Origin of the sequence: Noviherbaspirillum sp. (assembly GCF_036846085.1) — a bacterium.
Classification (GTDB): domain Bacteria; phylum Pseudomonadota; class Gammaproteobacteria; order Burkholderiales; family Burkholderiaceae_D; genus Noviherbaspirillum.
In genome coordinates, this window is the sequence record NZ_DAIUCO010000094.1 from 1 (window position 1) to 17,521 (window position 17,521).

Here is a 17,521-nt window from a genome sequence, read left to right on the forward strand (position 1 = left end):
TTCGGGAAGGGCTTGCTGAATTGTGCGGTTCGTCAGTAGTCCGCAAGACTTGCTGCAGGCTGCTGCACAGTGCCTCCAGGCGGGCATCGGTTCCCATTGAAACCGGCTCGCCCCAGTAACATGCCAACTCTTGGTCAGTGAAGTAGATTCGGATGACGTGTTCAGAAACAGTAATGTCCAGCAGATGGGGGCCTTTATGGTTCATGCCTTCGCCATGGTTCCAGACAAACTTCTCAATATTCAATGCCAAGCGGCGGGAGATAGCCGTTAACCTGCCTTCAATCGCTGCCGCTGCCACAGCGCGCTGTGAAGCATCGAAATATACTGTTTGCATCATACCCTTCACCATCGAAAAGAACGGCCAGCGCCTTGTCAGCCGAGCGTGGTAAGAGTCATTCTGAAAGGCATGGTTGCGTTGTATCGGGATGAGTTTTTGCGCAATCGCAAATCTTTATGTCAGCTACCTGACGGAAGTACGAATGGTGTTGTGGTCGGCACTTGTGTGAATCCGGAGGCCAATATCAATATGTGTAGATTTGCCGGATGAGCGATCGAATGTTTAGTATTACTCACAGGCTCAGCTCAACGCCGTAGCGCGAACGTCAAGCGAGCGGCCAGGGAAAACCTTACATTACCAAACACTGGCTCAACGATTCAGTCACCTTGTTGCGTCGACCGGTTGAATCCAAGACCAATTGCTGTCGATCACCAAACTTATCAAAACCGATGAGCGTTTTGGACCACACAGGCTTCTCGAAACGCGAAAAATCGGCCCTGCCTGGCACGCAGTCCATCATGTTGAACTCGCGAAATATCTGATGGCGCGATGGCGGCGTCGTAACAGCGCACGCCGCGTCTGCGAGCCGACACGGTTACCGAGCATACCAATTGAATTGCGTACTACGCTGTGGCGGGCAGGGGCTGCCTTTGCGACGACGCCAACGAACCACGCGCCAGATAAGCATCGTCGAGTCCGTAGCTTCTTACCTTTGGGTGATGCAGAAAGAATTCCCAGAAGTCGTCATCGGTGCGGAAAGACTCGAAACTGTAGATTCGATCCAGCTTGCGCAGCGTGTCCGTCAAGTACATTGGCGTCGCATACTGACGAACGATCGGATTGAGGTTGTAATGATTTTGCTGTGCCTTCGCGATAAGCCACAGCAGGGGGCGCCACCAGGAATACGATACGTCGCAACGCGCGACGATATTGCCGGCATTGCTCCGGCCGACAAGCATGGTGAAGAAATTGATCAGTTCATCGAGCTTGTAGCGATTGCGCTGCTCCTGCCGTACGAATTCCTCGAAGTTATCGCAATACGACACGCGCGACACCTTTTCCCATGCGCCCGGAGGAAGCGGCAGCTGGCCCGCGACGAAAAACCGTGTTGCGACGAACTCGCAGTAATCCCGGCTGGCGACGCAGGCAATCAGGACGCTCATGGACGAGTCTTTGACCGTCTGAAAATAGTCGCTGCAGTAGGTCTGAAACATTTCGAGCACGGCCCTTTCATCAGCACTGCGCGCCAGCTCGACGTTTGCCCGCGCCATCGCTTCGTTGGCTTCGGCCGTCTTCTTCAGCTCATCCTTCGTCTCGTTCAGTTCCGTAATTTGCAGCCAGATCGTGAAGATCACGCCACCAAACGCGCACCCTGCAAACAGCGCGTTGATGCCGCTGAAAGCATCGGCGAACGGCTGTGGAGTGTACTGCTTTGCCTCCGGCAGCATGCCGAAGTAAATGGCGAGGATCCAGATGCCAAATACAATCATCCCGATTGAAGTGGTCACCACCAATGTGATCAGTTTTTTCTTTGCCGCTTGCATGTCTTGCTTGCCCCTCCAGAATTATCGTACGACTGTCGTTATTGACAGCGATAATTCTAGACTGGAAAGCAAGTTCCAAGCGCTCAATATCGAGCACATCCAAGCCTGTCGAAATCGGCCGGCAGCATTAAAACGTCGCACTTCGGGCACTTCCGACGGTTCTGGTGCGTCGACTTCCCGAAGCGGTCGAAGACATGCAGGCAATGCAGAGGCTTGACCAGACCGACGAGAAGTCGATAAGCGGTGTGGTCATCCACATCGATAGAAACCCTCCGCATCCACCTGCACTCGCCCGCTGGAGAGTAGTTCGGCCAAATGCCGTGAAATCGTGCGAGTCTCGGCGTCCGTCACCCAGGCAGCCGTGAAACCTTGCGGATACAACAACCGCCGCTCGACCATTTGTTCCAATGTCTTCGGCGATTCGCCGAGCCATGTCAGTATCCGCTGCTCGCGCTCATCGAGCTTGGCCGCGAATGCCGCAAGGTCACGCAAGAACTGATTTCTGTCCGTATAGACGCCTCGATGGTGGGACGTGACCCAAACCTTTGCCGGAATATCCGGTAGGCGCTGCAAGCTCCGACGAAAGTCGCCCAGGTTTGAACAGGCATCACCGTAATACGGTCCGAACCCGGTCAGGTCGATGTCGCCGGTGAAGGCGACGCCTTCCGGCTCGACCAGCAGAACGGAGTGGCCCGCAGTATGACCAGGCAAATGGAACGCACGGACCGTCGACTGGCCCAGATTCCAGGTCATACCGTCTTCGTAACTCAGTGCGTCCGGGCGTGGCGCATAGAAGAATTCGCGCTGAAACTTGCTCAAGGTCCGGGCAATGACCGCCTCGTCCGTCATGCCGAAGGCAGCCACCATGCCGCTCCAGCTGCGGGCCGCCTCCACATCGCCTTCGTGTACGAACACAGATGCATCCGGAAGCCGGTGCAAACCGGCCATGTGGTCCTCGTGTACGTGACCCATGACGACCAGGTCCGTCGCGTCGAACTCGGGACCAATGTAGTTCGAGACGATCGGGGTGTCGAACGCCGCACGCGTGTCGGTGCCTCGAATGAGCACTTGGTTTCCATTAGGATACTTTCCGCTCTTCTCGCCCATGAAGACCGAGACACGGCCAAAGTCGAGGCGCTGGATTGGGGCCGATGAACCGGCATGACTTGCAGGGACAATCACGTTATAAATCCTTCCGTATCTAAACTTCTCGTTGGAAGGCATGCTATCAGCGTTCAGGCCGCGCTGCTTAGCTTGGCTTGGCCTGGCTTGGCAGGATGGACGAGCAGCGCTTGATGACTAATCCAGACCGGCACATTGGCGACGCTTCTTATGACTGTGCTCCATGTTCTGCGGTGCAACTTTGCCCTTTGTGAACCTCCCCTTAATAAGAAGTGAATTGCGGGAAAAGGGCGATGAACCTATCTTCAATGCACGCAGACAGTGCGCCATCATAATCATGAATCGATGCGTTCAGGTTTCAACCGAATCGAACCGGATTTCATACAAGGAGACAATGGCATGGCAAAGAGCAAACTGAGTGGCTTTATTCTGGGTCTGGGCGCAGTGCTGGTCTCTTCAGCCGCCGTTGTTCCACTCGCCGCCCACGCCCAGTCGGGACAACCGGTGAAATTGCTGGTCGGCTATGCCGCCGGTGGCCCGGTCGATACCGCGGCACGGCAGTTCGCCGTGGCCTTCTCCAAGGCCCTGGACATGAACGTGATCGTGGAAAACAGGCCGGGTGTTTCGGGCGCGCTGGCCGGGGCCGCCGTCTCCAAGTCCGAAGCGGACGCGCAGATGCTTTATTTCGCGGCCAGTCCGACCCTCACCATTACGCCTCACGTCGTGCGCAGCATGCCATTCGATCCGCAGAAAGGCCTGACGCCGGTTGCACCGATTCTCAGTTACGCCAATGTGCTGGTGGTCAACAAGGACCAGCCGTTCAAGACGATTCCCGAACTCATTACCTACGCCAGGGCCAATCCCGGCAAGGTCACCTTCGGCTCGGCAGGCATGGGCGCATCCAACCATCTGAGCGGCGAATTGCTGGCGCAGCGCACCGGCACGCAGCTTGTCCACATACCGTATAAAGGCAATGCGCCGGCGATGACGGATGTCATCTCGGGCCAGATTTCGATGATGTTCGACATCATCGGGACCGCACGCAACTACATCAGCGCAGGCCGCGTGAACGTGCTGGCGGTGACCTCGCCGGGACGCAATGCATCGCTGCCGAATGTGCCGTCGATGCAGGAAGCAGGCATCGCCGGCTACGACGTCCAGGGATGGTATGCGCTGTATGCGCCGCCGGGATTGCCGGCGGACCGCCTCGCCCGCTATCAGGATGCGACGCGCAAGGCGCTGGCCAGCGAAGAGCTGAAACAGAAGCTGATTGAACAGGGTTACGACCTCTGGTCGGGCACGGCGCAGGACGTCAGCGACCGCGTCCGCAACGAGCTTGCACTGTGGGCCACGGTCACCAAGGGAATGAAATTCGAATGACGATACAGCGGCCCCTCCGTCTGCACGACCTGTTCGACAGGCAGTTGTCCATCGATGCGGAACGCATCTTTCTCTACACGGCGGAAGGCAACGTCAGCTACGGCCAGCTGGCCCGGATGTCATCCCTGCTGGAAGCCGAACTGCGTGAAGCCGGCGTGGTGCCCGATGACCGCGTGATGGCGGTCGCGGAAAACTGCCCGGAACACGTGGCGCTGATCATGGCCTGCAGCCGCATCGGCGCCTGGTCATGCGGCGTGAACGCGCGCATGTCGGCAGGCGAAATTCATTCCTTCCTCGACAAGGCCGATCCGCGGCTCGTCTATTTCACGCATGCCGTATCCGACGCCGCGGCAGCACATGCCGATGCAGGCAACGCCGTGCCTTCGGTACTGCCGGGCATCAGTCACAGCATGCCGCGGTCCGGGGCAACAGCCGAAACGAGCGCGCTGGCGGGACAGATCGCGGCGATTATCTTCACCTCCGGGACGACCGGCGCCTCCAAGGGAGTGATGGTTTCCCATGCCGGGCTGACCCACTTCGGCAAGGTGTCGGCCGAGTCACGCCGGCTCGGCCCCGACGACCGCTCCTATGCCTATCTGCCGATGACGCATATCTTCGGGCTCGGGACGGTGCTGTCCGCCTCGCTGTACGCCGGCTCTTCCCTGATCATGCGCAGCCGCTTCGATCCGGCAGATGTATTCGCTGCGCTGGAACATGAAGGCGTTACGAACCTGCAAGGCCCCCCGGCGATGTTTTCACGCCTGGTCGCCTGGCTGCAGGCACAGGGCATCGACCGCCCGGCCTGCGCTTCCCTGCGCTACCTGTACACCGGGGCCGCGCCGCTGGACATGACGCTCAAGCGCGACATCGAGCGGCGTTTCGGCCAGCCGCTGCATCATGGTTACGGATTGTCGGAATATGCGGGCTCGGTCTGCCTGGTGCCCATGGGCCAACGGCGCGACGACACGGCGGCCGGCTTCGAAGTCGACGGTGGCGAGGTCCGCATCGTCGGCGAGGATGGCACTGTTCCTCCGCAGGGTGAGCGCGGCGAGATCTGGATTCGCGGCATCGGGCTGATGCCGGGGTATTTCCGCGACCCCGACGCGACAGCGGCGGTGATGCGGCCCGGCGGCTGGTACGCCAGCGGCGATATCGGCTTTATCGGACCGGACGGCGCGCTGCATGTCGTCGGCCGCCTGAAGGAAATGATCATCCGCTCCGGCTTCAATGTCTATCCGGGCGAGGTCGAGGCGGTGCTGCATGATTTCCCGGGAATTCAACGTGCCGCCGTGGTCGGCCGCAAGGAGCGCGACGGCAATGAGGAGGTCCTGGCGTTCGTTGAGACCATCAACGGCGCGCCGATCGATCTATCGGCCCTCGATCGCCATCTGAGCAACAGGCTGGCACCTTACAAGCGCCCGTCGCGCGTCGTCCGGCTCGATGCCCTGCCGATGACACTCAGCGGCAAGGTGCTCAAGCGCGTTCTGCTTGAAAATTACGCCGTGGAAGACTGAGCCGGTCGATATAAACCCGGCTTTTTCTGTCCCGGGCGCCGCGATCGCGTTTAACCCTCGCTGGTATCTCCCGGACACTGCTGAATTCGTGAGCAGGAAACCGCCAACCCTTCATCAATAAAGCCGGGAACACGCTGCGCATGCTCCCGGCCCGCTTTCGTTTGCTTCCTGTCAGTTCAGCTTGATATTCAATTGCTGGACGGTACGCTTCTCGCGCTCATACTGCTCGAACGCAAACTTGGTGAACTCCTCCGAACTCAGATAGACCTCTTCCAGATCGATCGTCTCCATTGCCTTGATGTAAGCCGGGTCGCGCATCGCCTTCTTGAACGCGTCATGGAGCGCCTTCACCACCTTGGGATCCATGCCTTTCGGACCGACGATGCCGACCTGGGAGCTGGCGGTGATGTCGTATCCCAGTTCCTTCAGTGTGGGAACGTCCTTGAAGCGCGGGAAACGGTTCTCACCGACGATGGCCAGCGGGCGGATCTTGCCGGTCGCGGCATGCTGGCCCCAGCCCGGATCGAGAATGGCGTCCACTTCGCCGCCCATCAGCGCCAGCATCTCTTCCGCGCCGCCCTTGTAGGGCACGAAGGTCATCTGCGTACCGACGGCGCGCGCCAGTTTTTCCATCGCGATATGCCCGGAGGACCCGACGCCGACGGCGCCGACGGTCACCTTGCCGGGATTGGCCTTGGCATAAGCAAGGAATTCTTCCAGGTTCTTCCACTTGGCGTCGTTGCGGACCACCAGGCCGTAGCGGTAGTTGGTCAGGCCGATAATGTAGGTAAAGTCCTTGAGAGGATCGTAAGGCGTTTTCTGCAGGTGCGGCATGCGGAAGATGTTGGATGCCACCATGGAGACCGTGTGGCCGTCGGGTGTGGACGACTGCGACATCACCTGCGCCGCCAGGGTTGCCCCGGCACCCGGCTTATTGATTGGAATGACCTGCTGGCCGAGCTCCTTGCCGGCGGCAGCCATCAGCACGCGCAGCGACGCATCGGTCGGTCCGCCCGGCGGAAACGGCACCCAGAACTCGATCTGCCTGGTGGGGAACTGGCCGGAGGCGAACGCCGCCGGCACCATTGTCATCATCGCAACCGCAGCTACCGCGGCGCGCAGCATCGCTTTCGCGCGAAAAAACCATTGATCGCAAGTTGTCTCTCTCATCTTCATCTCCTAGGGTTGTACTACATGTTTCTTGGATGGGAATGCCTGTACTGTCTCCTGCACATCTCGTGTTGAAAACCTATGCCGGCTTGTTCTCCGCCGCTGAAAAACGGTCGCGAAGTTCCCGCTTGAGCACCTTGCCGATGGCGCTGCGCGGGAGTGCCTCGACGAGTTCCACGGCTGCCAGCCGCTGCATCTTGCCGAGGCGTTCATTCGCCCATGCCATGACGGCCGCCGCCTCCGGCCTGGCGCCGGTACGCGAAACAACGAAGGCGACCGGTGTTTCGCCCCAGCGCTCCGAAGGCACGCCGACGACGGACACGTCTTCGAGATCGGGATGCCCGCGCAGCACGGCTTCCAGATCGCTTGGATAGAGGTTGAAACCGCCGGAGATGATCATGTCCTTCTTGCGGTCGAGCAAGGTGAGGAACCCGTCGCCGTCGAAGCGGCCGATATCGCCGGTGCGGATGAAGCGCCGGCCGTCGGTGTCATGCCACTCCGCCTCGGCGGTTTTCGCCGGCTGCTTGTGATAGCCGGTCATCATTCCGCGCGAGCGACCGACGATTTCGCCGGTACCGCCGGCCGGCACTTCCTGTCCCTTCTCATCGATCAGCCGGAATTCGCTGCCCGGGGTCGGCACACCGACGGTATGGAGCTTGTCGCGATGCAGATGCGCGAACAGCTGGCAACTGCCGCCCCCTTCCGTCATGCCGTACAGCTCCACGAGGCCGCCCGGCCAGCGCGTGAGCACATCCTCCTTCAGCATCGCGCTGCAGGGAGCGCTGGTGCAGAACTTCATGCGGTAAGCGGACAGATCGAAGCGCTCGAAATCCGGCTGGCCCATGATGCGCTGATACTGCACCGGCACCAGCATGGTGTGCGTCACCCGGTGCCGCTCGGCCAGTTCCAGGTAGGCGCGCGCATCGAACTTCGCCATCAACAGCACCGTCCCGCCCATGCCAAGCGTCGAAAAAAAACTCACCAGCGTCGTGTTGGAGTAGAGCGGTGTCGACAGCAATGTCACCGACTGTGCCGAATATTGCAGCCCCGGCGAGCGCTGCAGTTGCGTCCAGCGCAGCATGAAGGGCTGCACGATGCCTTTCGGCACACCGGTCGTTCCTGATGAGTAGATGATGTTGTAAGCGGTCTCGGGCCGGATATCCGCGGCGGATGGCGTGGATCCGGGCGCGCTCAGCCATGTGGCGAATGGCCTGCCGTCCCCTTCGCCGTCGAGGGCCACCCGCGCCACCGGAATTTGCGCCAGGACCGGCCCCAGTGCGGCGTATCCCGACGCGTCCAGAAACAGAATGCAGGCGTCCGAGTCCCCGATCATCCCCGCCAGCGCCGCTGCACCGCTCGAAGGCGGCAGCGGTGCGACCGCCACGCCGGCGCGCAGGCATCCGAGGTAAAGCAGCGCATATTCAATCGATGTATCGGCGCAAAAGGCGACGGTATCGCCGATGCGCAGTCCATCGCGCTGCAGGGAAGCGGCCACCCTGTCCATCATCCTGTCCAGGTCGCCATAGTTGACCGTCTCCGCTCCGAGGATCAATGCCGGATGCCCGGGACGGTACGCTGCATGTATCCGGATCAGGTCCGGAAGGGTTGCAAAGTCCTGCGCCAGCAGGTCGGTGACCGCGGTCTGGTGATTCGTCATATCTCGTCCGCCTGAAAGGTTGTGAAGATTGCCGGCATGGCGTTATGCGGGCTGCATGCGGCCAGCTTGTGCACCGGGCTTCCGGCGGTATTTGAAGCTGCCGATCGCCTTGGCGACGAGCTTGCCGGCGTCATCGTGGATCTCGCCCTCGCAAAAGCAAACCGTCGATCCGCCGCCTGTGGCGTGGCCGCGCACATGCAGGCGTCCGGCGCCGGGGCCGATGAAATTGATGGACATGTCGAGGGTGACGATGCCCGTCGTGAAATTGTTCTTGGACAGCGCGGCGCTGGCGAGTGCAACGTCGAACAGAGTCATGATGACGCCGCCATGGGCGACGCCGTAGACGTTCATGAGTTCCGGATTCTCCCTTTGAACGAAGTAGGCATGACCGCCGGCGGACTCGACCAGCTCCAGTCCAAACATCTTGAGGAAAGGATTCCGGTTGACGGGATCGTGCAGCACTTCGAGGGTATTGCTGTCGACAATGTTGTTCATGCTTGACTCATTTCTCATGTTGTTGCGCGCCGGCGCGGGGTGCGCGGGCTTGGCGGCGCATTCGGCGAGTGCATCGTTTTGCGTCCTGTGCGGACGGCATCGCGGCAGGGCATCACAGGCCGCGCGCGACGATTTCCTTCATGATTTCATTGCTGCCGCCGTAGATCCTTCCCACGCGCGCATCGATCCATGCCCCGCCGATGTCGTACTCGGACATGAATCCGTAGCCGCCATGCAGTTGCAGGAATTCATCCAGCAGCCTGTTCTGCATTTCCGATCCGTTGAGCTTGGCCATCGCTGCGCGTTCCGGGCCCAGCTCCTTGCGCAGATGCCTCGCCAGGCAGTCGTCGACGAAGGTCCGCAGCATGGTCAGCTGCGCCTTGGCCTCGGCCAGCTTGAAGCGCGTGTTCTGATAGTCGAACACCGCCTGCCCGAATGCCTTCCGGCCCCGGGTGTAATCGATGGTCCGTTCGAGAAAGGCTTCGATCGATGCCGCCGCGCGCACCGCGATGATCAGCCGTTCCTGGGCCAGCTCATGCATCAGGTATCTGAAGCCCTGCCCTTCTTCGCCGAGCAGGTTGCCGACCGGCACGCGCGCATTCTCGAAGAACAGCTCGGCGGTATCCTGTCCCCGCAAGCCGATTTTCTTCAGCCGCTTGCCGCGTGTGAAGCCTGGTGTGCCTTCTTCGACGCAGAGGAGTGAAATGCCCTTGGCGCCACGCTCCGGATCGGTCTTGGCGACGACGATGACAATGCCGGCGTTGTGGCCATTGGAAATGAATGTCTTCTGGCCGTTCAGCACGAAATGTCCGCCGTCGCGTTGCGCGACGGTGCGTACCGCCTTGACATCGCTGCCCGCGCCCGGCTCCGTCATGGCGATGGCGCCGATCATTTCTCCCCGCGCCATCTTCGGCAACCAGCGATCCTTCTGTTCCGCGGTACCGTAGGCATGCAGATAGGGAGAGACAATTTCGGAATGCACGCTGAAGCCGAGGGCACTGGCATTGACGCGGGCGAGCTCCTCGATCACCACCGCCGAGTGACCGAAATCGCCGCCCTGTCCGTAGGGCTCCGGCAGCATGCAATTGAGCAGACCTTCCTCGCCCGCCCTGCGCCACAGGGACGCGGGAACGATGCCCTGCTCTTCCCAGTCCGCATGGAAAGGTTTGATCTCGCGCTCCACGAAGCGCCGGACCTGCACCCGGAACTGCTCATGATCGTCGCGGAACACCGGCCGGGTCATGTCGTCCATCGTTCGCGCCCTGTCCATTGCCATGTCCTTTCCGGTTTCACTTGCGACGTCGCGTCGCGATTCAATTTTCCAGGCGGATGTTGGCCTGCCTGACTGCACGGGAAAAGGTCTCCCCGTCGGCCTTCATCGCCGCGCCCAGCTCCTCCGGCGTGCCGCCCACCGGCGTCATGCCGAGTTCCTCGATGCGCGCCGCGTTCTCCGGGATGCGCAGCACGGCGGCGGCGCCCTCCGACAGCTTTTTGACAATGTCCTTCGGCGTATTGGCGGGCGCCATCATCAGGAAGTAGCCGACCAGCTCCATGCCCTTGTAGCCGCGCTCCGCGAAGGTCGGCACGTCGGGCAGGTAGCTCACCCGCTGGGTGCCGCTGACGGCGAGGACGCGTACCTTGCCGCCTTTCGCATGGGAACGCATGGAGCCGGCATCGACGAATGCGGCCGTGATCTGGCCGCCGAGCACGTCATTGACCAGCGGCGCCGCGCCCTTGTAGGGAACATGCACCAGATCGAGGCCGGCCTGGCGGTTCAGCGTTTCTCCGGCGACGTGGGAAGTGGAACCCTGTCCGTAGGAGCCGTAGCTGAATTTCCTGGGGTTCTTGCGCGCCAGTTCGACGAACTCTTCCAGCGTGCTGGCCGGCACCGACGCGGGCACCACCAGCAGGTTCGGCGTCCTCGTCAGCATGGAGACGGGCACCAGGTCCTTGTTGACGTCGTAAGGGATATTCGAATACAGGTACGGCGCGTAGACGATGGTCGAGATGGTAAGCAGGACGTTGTAGCCATCGGGCGCGGCCTTGGCAACCTGGGCGTTGCCGATCCATCCGTTGGCGCCGGGCTTGTTCTCGACGATCACCGGCTGCTTCCAGGTATCGGTGAACTTCTGCCCGATCATCCGCGCCAGCATGTCGGTGCCGCCGCCCGCCGGGTAAGGCACGACGATCTTCATCTGCCTGCTCGGGAATGCCGATGCCGGTTCCGCCTGCGCGGTCGCCGTTGCCGGCGCCATTGCAAGTACCGCCGCTGCTGTTGCTGTCGCCATGCCTGCTGCAAGGCGGGTCGTCCATTGTCCTGCTGTGTTCATGCCTGTCTCCTCGGTGTGGTGAGCGCTATGCAGGGTCGTGAGCGCCATGCGGCGCGGATCGCCGTCCGCTTATGCCGCCAGCACGCTCATTCTCTGCTTCGTCTCCTCGTATTCCTCCTTCATGCGGGCGATCACGTCGGCTGCCGGCTCGACCGCATCGATGTTGCCCACGCCTTGCCCCGCACCCCAGATTTCCTTCCAGGTCTTCGGCTTGTTGTGGCCGGTCTCGAAGTTCATCTTCGATGGATCGGCCGACGGCAGGTTGTCCGGGTCGAGGCCGTTCCTGGCGATGCTGGGCTTGAGGTAATTGCCGGGCACGCCGGTGAAGTACGGCGTATAGACGATGTCGGCGGCAGCCGATCCGATCACCATGCCCTTGTATTCTTCGCTGGCGTTGGCTTCGCGGGTGGCGATGAATCGGGTGCCGATGTAGGCCAGATCGCAGCCCATCGCCTGCGCGGCGTAGATCGCGCTGCCATTGGTGATGGAGCCTGACAGGGCCAGCGTGCCGTTGTAGAACGTGCGGATCTCGTTGACCAGGGCGAAGGGACTCAATGTGCCCGCATGGCCGCCCGCACCCGCGCACACCAGGATCAATCCGTCGACGCCGGCCTCGATGGCTTTCTTCGCATGCCGGACATTGGTCACGTCATGCAGGACGATGCCGCCGTAGCCGTGCACCTTGTCCACCAGCGCGGCGGGCGAGCGCAGCGACGTGATGATGACCGGGACCTTGTGCTCCACGCAGACTTCCATGTCCGCGTCCACCCGGGTGTTCGAGTGGTGCACGATCTGGTTCACCGCGAACGGAGCCACCTTCCTGCCGGGGTTAGCCGCCTGGTAATCGGCCAGTCCGCGCTTGATGCGGGTGATCCATTTGTCGAGCTCTTCCTGCGGTCGCGCGTTGAGCGCCGGGAAGGAGCCGACGATGCCCGCACAGCATTGCGCAATGACGAGGTCGGGATTGGAAATGATGAACAGCGGCGAAGCAATGACCGGCAGGTCGAGTTTTCCGTCCAGGTTCTTCGGCAAAGGCACGATGTCTCCTCTCTTCTGAAGTTTTTGCTACCTTGCGAAAGAGGTTAGCCGCTTGTGCCGCCTGTGCTCAATGGCCGTGTTCTTCAAATTGATTGGCAAAATCTGTCAAACCCGCGCCTGTCCGGCGGCTGCGCAAAACTTGCGCGGATTCGGCTTTGCAATTGCGCCGCGCTTCTCTACCATGGGCGGACACCATGGAACAACCGGAGGAGGGACAGACATGAACGGACCGTTGGCGGGAGTGCGGGTAATCGATTTGTCGGCGGTGGTGTCGGGGCCGATGGCGGCCGGCATGCTGGCGGAACAGGGGGCGGACGTGATCAAGGTGGAACCGCCCGGCGGCGATATGAGCCGGCGCGTCGGCCCCGCCAAGGGCGACATTTCCGCGCTGTTCATGGCGATCAACCGCGGCAAGCGTTCCGTCGTGCTGGACCTGAAACTGGCGCAGGCGCGAGCGGTGCTGGAAGAACTCATCCGGGATGCGGACGTCCTGATCGAGAATTTCCGGCCGGGCACCATGGCGCGCCTCGGGCTCGACTACGAACAGGTGCGCAAATCGAATCCGCGGCTGATCTATCTTTCCATCTCCGGCTTCGGCCAGAGCGGCCCCTATGCCCATGCACGGGTCTACGACTATGTGATCCAGGCGGCTTCCGGCTTCGCCGACGCGCATGCCGGCGCGGAGTCCGGCACCCCGGGTTTGCTTCCTACCTTGCTGTGCGACAAGCTGACCGCGCTCAACGCATCCCAGGCGGTGTGCGCCGCGCTGCATGCCCGCCATGCACGCCACGAAGGCCAGAAGATCGAACTCTCCATGCTCGACGCCAGCATCGCCTTTCTATGGCCGGAGGCCATGTACAACCACGGCTTCCTCGAAGACCCGCCGCCCCGCATGCCGGAATTCGGTGCCAACCAGAAACCATGGAAATGCCGCGACGGATGGTTCACCAGCATGACGCCGCAGAACGATGAATTCGCCGCGCTGTGCCGCGGCTTCGGGCGTCCGGAGCTGGCGCAGGACGCGCGCTTCGCCACCATGGACGGGCGGCGGCAACATTACCAGTCGCTGCGCGACATCCTGGAGCCGATCGCCCTGGAACAGAACGTCGGTGAATTCGTCGACCGCCTGGTGGGTGAAGGCGCGCCGGTGGGCCGGGTCAACGAGAGGGCCAGCCTGGGCGTCGATCCGCAGGTACGCCATAACCGCACCATTTCGCGCTACCCGATGGGCGATGCCGGCATGGTGCAGCTGCCGCGCGCGGCTGCCCTGTTCAGCGAAACGCCCGGTCCCGATAGCCTGCAGGCGCCGCATGCGGGACAGCACAGCCGGGAGTTGTTGCGCGAGCTCGGCAAGGATGCCCAGGAGATCGATACGCTGCTGGAGTCGGGAGCCGTGCGCCAGGCACTTTCCGCCGATGAAGCCGGGCAGTCCTGATGCCATGCATCACCTATGCGCCTTCGGGTGAAATGGCGCGGGCGCATCAACAACGGTGAGCAACGACGAGCAAGGGCGAGCAGCCGCGCCCGATTCCCCGGATGAGTTATCCGGGATATTGAACTGCTGCAATGGCAGTCCGCCACCGCCCGATCCCGGCGGACAACCGGGATCGTCAGATGCAGGCGGGAATCGTTACAATGAGCACACCGACCGGCATCAGGAATCCTCTCCATGGCTATCCACTTCGACCTCACCGACCTGCGCCTGTTTGTCTACATCGCTGAGGAAAACAGCCTGACTCGCGCCTCGGTGCGGGCGCACATGTCGCTGCCGGCGGCCAGCATCCGCATCAAGAACCTGGAAGATTCGATCGGCACGAAGCTGATCAATCGCGATACCCATGGCATCACGTTGCGGCCGCCCGGCCAGGCGTTGCTGAGGCATGCGCGCCTGGTGCTCGCGCAGCTGGAAAACCTGCGCGGCGACATGCAGGAATATGCGCAGGGGATCAAGGGGCACGTCCGCATGTTCGCCAATACCACCGCGACCGCGGAGTTTCTGCCCGCCGTGCTGCGCAGCTTTCTTGTCAGCCATCCGGATGTGAATATCGACCTGCGCGAGCATCTGAGCAATGACGTGGTGCGCGCCATCAGCGAAGGTATCGCCGACATCGGCGTGGCTGCCGGAAGCGTGCGCACCGAAGGCCTGCAGGTCATCCCCTACCGCAAGGACAGGCTGGTGGTCGCCACCGCCTCGAGCCATCCGCTGGCGACCCGCGACGACGTCAACTTCAGCGACACGCTCGAATACGAATACATCGGCCTGTACGAAGGCAGCATCATCCACTCCTTCGTGCAGCAGGCCGCCGGACCGCTGAGCAAGTCGCTCAAGACGCGCATTCAGGTCAGCAACTTCGACTCGGTATGCAGGATGATCGAAGCCAACGTGGGCATCGGCATCCTTCCCGAGTCCGCCGCGCGCCGTCATGCAAAGAGTCTCGACCTGAAAATCCTGCACCTGAACGATGACTGGGCGATGCGCAACTTGATCATCTGCGTGCGCGATCTCGACACCCTGCCGAGCTTCGCCCGTGAACTGGTGGATCTCCTGGTCGCCGATGGCGACGCCTCGCACGGACGCAGTTGAACAGCTGCCCGTTGCGCCCCAGCTACCTGATGTACTTCATCGTCGCCACGCCGGTGGCAACCAGCAGGTCGCCGTCAAGCCATACTTCTCCGCGCGAGAAAAAGATGGACTTGCCCCGGCGCTCGACGATGCCAACCGCCGTCAGCATGTTGCCGACGCCATTGGCGAGAAAATTGGTGGTCAGCGACAGCGTGACCGCGTGCAGTTTCGTGCCGGCGTCGGCGGAATACAGGCCGGAGTACCCGGTCGCCGCGTCGAGCAGGGCGCACAGGGTTCCGCCATGCACGACGCCGCTGCGGTTGAGCATATCCGGCCTGACCGCCAGCGCGAGTTCCACCCGGTCTTCCGACCAGGCGGTGATGCGCACGCCCATGCTCTCCAGCGCGGGGTTGTCCAGCGGGAAGGCGGTGCCGTCCGGGTCGGGGGAAACACGGGCGGCATTGCGGCCGGAAGCCACCGGCATCAGCTGCACTCCTTGATCATGTTGCGGGCGATGACGATCTGCTGGATCTGGGTCGACCCCTCGTAGATGCGGAACAGCCGCACGTCGCGATAGAAGCGCTCGATGCTGTATTCCGCCATGTAGCCGGCGCCGCCGAAAATCTGTACCGCGCGGTCGGCGACGCGGCCGCACATCTCGGTCGCGAACATCTTGCAACAGGACGCTTCGGTGGCGACATTCTCGCCGCGGTCGCGCCGCTGGGCGGCATCGATGACCATGCATTTCGATGCATACATCTCCGCCTTGCTGTCGGCCAGCAGGGCCTGGATCAGCTGGAAGTCGGCGATGCGCTGGCCGAACTGCTTGCGCTCCACCGCGTAGCGCAACGCGTCGTCGAGCATGCGCTCGGCAACGCCCACGGCGATCGCGGCGATGTGGATGCGGCCCTTTTCCAGTACCTTCATCGCGGTCTTGAACCCCTTACCTTCGACGCCGCCGATGATGTTCTTCGCGGGGACGCGGCAGTTCTCGAAGATCACGTCGGCGGTATGCGCGCCGCGGTGACCCATCTTCCTGTCGTACTTGCCGATGGTGATGCCCGGCGTATCCGCTTCGACGATGAAGGCGGAGACGCCGCCGGCGCCCTTGTCCTGCGGATTGGTGCGCGCCATCAAGGTAAAGATGCCCGCATGCGGGGCATTGGTGATGTACCGCTTGGTGCCGTTGACGACGAAATGATCGCCGTCGCGGATGGCGGTGGTGCGCAGCGAGGCGGCATCGGAACCGGCTTCGGGTTCGGTCAGCGCGAACGATGCAATGATCTCGCCGGTCGCGAGGCGCGGCAGGTATTTTTCCTTCTGCTCGGGCGTGCCGTCCATCAGGATGCCCTGCGAGCCGATGCCGACCGTGGTGCCGAACAGCGAACGGAAGGCCGGCGAGGTCTTGCCCATCTCGAACATGACCAGGCTTTCCTCTTCCATCGTCAGGCCGAGGCCGCCGAAGTCCTCCGGGATGGTCAGGCCGAACAGGCCGATCTCCTTCATGTCGCGCACGATATCGTCCGGGATCTCGTCGGTCTCGGCGACGATCTCTTCGGACGGTACCAGCCGCTCGCGGACAAAGCGGCTCACGGTGGCGAGCAGCGTATTCATGGTTTCCTGGTCGCGGATCATATTCTTACCTTCCTGGTTTTCGTTTCAGGTATTCAAAAGATTAAAGTGCGTCTGCTGTGCCGAGGATGGCCGTGGCCTGGCTGGACAGCGTGCCGCCGTTGCCGTGGGCCAGGGCGGTCTTCGCATTGCGCACCTGGCGCTCGCCGGCCTCTCCGCGCAACTGGCGCACCGCCTCGATGATGGTAAAGATACCGTACATCCCGGGATGCACGCAGGACAGGCCGCCGCCGTTGGTATTGACCGGTAGCTTGCCGCCCGGCGCGATGCCGCCGTTTGCCACCAGTCCCGCCGCCTCGCCCTTCTTGCAGAACCCGAGGTCCTCCAGGAACAGCAGGGTATTGATGGTGAAGGCGTCGTACAGTTCGACCAGGTCGATGTCCTTGGCCGACAGCCCCGCCATCTCGTAGGCGGCCTTGCCCGACTGGGTGGCGGCGGTGACCGTCAGGTTTTCCATCGAGGACACCTGGCGGTTCCATACCGCCGTGCCGTTGCCCAGCACGTGGATCGGCTGCTTCGGCAAATCCTTCGCACGGTCGGCGCGCACCAGCACAAAGGCGCCGGCGCCGTCGGTGACCAGGCAGCAGTCACGCACCGACAGGGGATCGGACACCATGCGGGCATCGAGCACCTGCTCGATCGTCAGCGGATCGCGCATGAAGGCTTCCGGATTCAGCCCGGCCCACGCCCGCGCCGCGACAGCCACTTCGGCCAGGTCGCGGCGCGTGGCGCCGAACTCATGCATGTAGCGCGATGCGGCCAATGCGTAGGCCGACAGCGGCAGCATCGGCTCGTAGGG

At 62.1% G+C, this 17,521-nt stretch carries 16 protein-coding genes; 4 read left to right on the forward strand and 12 right to left on the reverse strand.

Annotated elements, in window-relative coordinates:
* The 3 genes from V7080_RS12620 to V7080_RS12630 form a co-directional block, all read right to left on the reverse strand.
* Nucleotides 1–337 (reverse strand): hypothetical protein (locus V7080_RS12620; protein WP_334188741.1); only part of this gene is annotated, 337 nt, incomplete at its 3' end.
* Nucleotides 338–900: 563 nt separating this feature from the next.
* Nucleotides 901–1,821, reverse strand: coding sequence for a hypothetical protein (locus tag V7080_RS12625; protein WP_334188742.1), 921 nt, complete (start codon nucleotides 1,819–1,821; stop codon nucleotides 901–903).
* Nucleotides 1,822–2,070: 249 nt separating this feature from the next.
* Nucleotides 2,071–3,045, reverse strand: a complete 975-nt coding sequence (locus V7080_RS12630) for an MBL fold metallo-hydrolase (RefSeq protein WP_442947224.1) — start codon at nucleotides 3,043–3,045, stop codon at nucleotides 2,071–2,073.
* A gap of 297 nt (nucleotides 3,046–3,342) precedes the next feature.
* Here V7080_RS12630 and V7080_RS12635 point away from each other — a divergent pair, with 297 nt between their 5' ends.
* Together V7080_RS12635 and V7080_RS12640 are read left to right on the forward strand one after the other, a co-directional pair.
* Nucleotides 3,343–4,323 (forward strand): Bug family tripartite tricarboxylate transporter substrate binding protein, encoded by a 981-nt coding sequence (locus V7080_RS12635; RefSeq protein ID WP_334188743.1) that lies wholly within the window; start codon nucleotides 3,343–3,345, stop codon nucleotides 4,321–4,323.
* Nucleotides 4,320–5,837, forward strand: coding sequence for a class I adenylate-forming enzyme family protein (locus tag V7080_RS12640; protein WP_334188744.1), 1,518 nt, complete (start codon nucleotides 4,320–4,322; stop codon nucleotides 5,835–5,837). Before V7080_RS12635 ends, V7080_RS12640 begins: the two co-directional genes overlap by 4 nt.
* 171 nt (nucleotides 5,838–6,008) lie before the next feature.
* Here V7080_RS12640 and V7080_RS12645 read toward each other — a convergent pair whose 3' ends face one another.
* From V7080_RS12645 to V7080_RS12670, 6 genes are all read right to left on the reverse strand, one after another.
* The gene (locus tag V7080_RS12645) at nucleotides 6,009–7,007 is read right to left on the reverse strand and encodes a tripartite tricarboxylate transporter substrate binding protein (protein ID WP_334188745.1); all 999 of its coding nucleotides are present in this window, start codon (nucleotides 7,005–7,007) and stop codon (nucleotides 6,009–6,011) included.
* Nucleotides 7,008–7,086: 79 nt separating this feature from the next.
* Entirely contained in the window at nucleotides 7,087–8,664 is a 1,578-nt protein-coding gene (locus V7080_RS12650; RefSeq protein WP_334188746.1) for a class I adenylate-forming enzyme family protein, read from the reverse strand.
* Between the two features lie 42 nt (nucleotides 8,665–8,706).
* Nucleotides 8,707–9,159 (reverse strand): PaaI family thioesterase, encoded by a 453-nt coding sequence (locus V7080_RS12655; protein ID WP_334188747.1) that lies wholly within the window; start codon nucleotides 9,157–9,159, stop codon nucleotides 8,707–8,709.
* Between the two features lie 112 nt (nucleotides 9,160–9,271).
* Nucleotides 9,272–10,411 (reverse strand): acyl-CoA dehydrogenase family protein, encoded by a 1,140-nt coding sequence (locus V7080_RS12660; protein ID WP_334188754.1) that lies wholly within the window; start codon nucleotides 10,409–10,411, stop codon nucleotides 9,272–9,274.
* A 61-nt stretch (nucleotides 10,412–10,472) separates the two neighbouring features.
* Entirely contained in the window at nucleotides 10,473–11,489 is a 1,017-nt protein-coding gene (locus V7080_RS12665; protein ID WP_334188748.1) for a Bug family tripartite tricarboxylate transporter substrate binding protein, read from the reverse strand.
* A gap of 69 nt (nucleotides 11,490–11,558) precedes the next feature.
* Nucleotides 11,559–12,527, reverse strand: coding sequence for an NAD(P)H-dependent flavin oxidoreductase (locus V7080_RS12670; RefSeq protein WP_442947225.1), 969 nt, complete (start codon nucleotides 12,525–12,527; stop codon nucleotides 11,559–11,561).
* Nucleotides 12,528–12,747: 220 nt separating this feature from the next.
* On the opposite strand from V7080_RS12670, the gene V7080_RS12675 reads away from it, so the two are divergent.
* Together V7080_RS12675 and V7080_RS12680 are read left to right on the forward strand one after the other, a co-directional pair.
* Nucleotides 12,748–13,962: a CaiB/BaiF CoA transferase family protein gene (locus V7080_RS12675; protein WP_334188749.1), complete on the forward strand. Its 1,215-nt coding sequence runs from the start codon at nucleotides 12,748–12,750 to the stop codon at nucleotides 13,960–13,962.
* 240 nt (nucleotides 13,963–14,202) lie between these two features.
* Nucleotides 14,203–15,111: a LysR substrate-binding domain-containing protein gene (locus V7080_RS12680; RefSeq protein WP_334188756.1), complete on the forward strand. Its 909-nt coding sequence runs from the start codon at nucleotides 14,203–14,205 to the stop codon at nucleotides 15,109–15,111.
* A 22-nt stretch (nucleotides 15,112–15,133) separates the two neighbouring features.
* Here V7080_RS12680 and V7080_RS12685 read toward each other — a convergent pair whose 3' ends face one another.
* From V7080_RS12685 to V7080_RS12695, 3 genes are all read right to left on the reverse strand, one after another.
* The gene (locus tag V7080_RS12685) at nucleotides 15,134–15,574 is read right to left on the reverse strand and encodes a PaaI family thioesterase (RefSeq protein WP_334188750.1); all 441 of its coding nucleotides are present in this window, start codon (nucleotides 15,572–15,574) and stop codon (nucleotides 15,134–15,136) included.
* Nucleotides 15,574–16,725: an acyl-CoA dehydrogenase family protein gene (locus V7080_RS12690; RefSeq protein ID WP_334188751.1), complete on the reverse strand. Its 1,152-nt coding sequence runs from the start codon at nucleotides 16,723–16,725 to the stop codon at nucleotides 15,574–15,576. The genes V7080_RS12685 and V7080_RS12690 overlap by 1 nt, the downstream gene beginning before the upstream one ends.
* A gap of 40 nt (nucleotides 16,726–16,765) precedes the next feature.
* Nucleotides 16,766–17,521, reverse strand: a 756-nt coding sequence (locus tag V7080_RS12695) for an acetyl-CoA acetyltransferase (RefSeq protein ID WP_334188752.1), incomplete at its 5' end; no start/stop codon positions are given.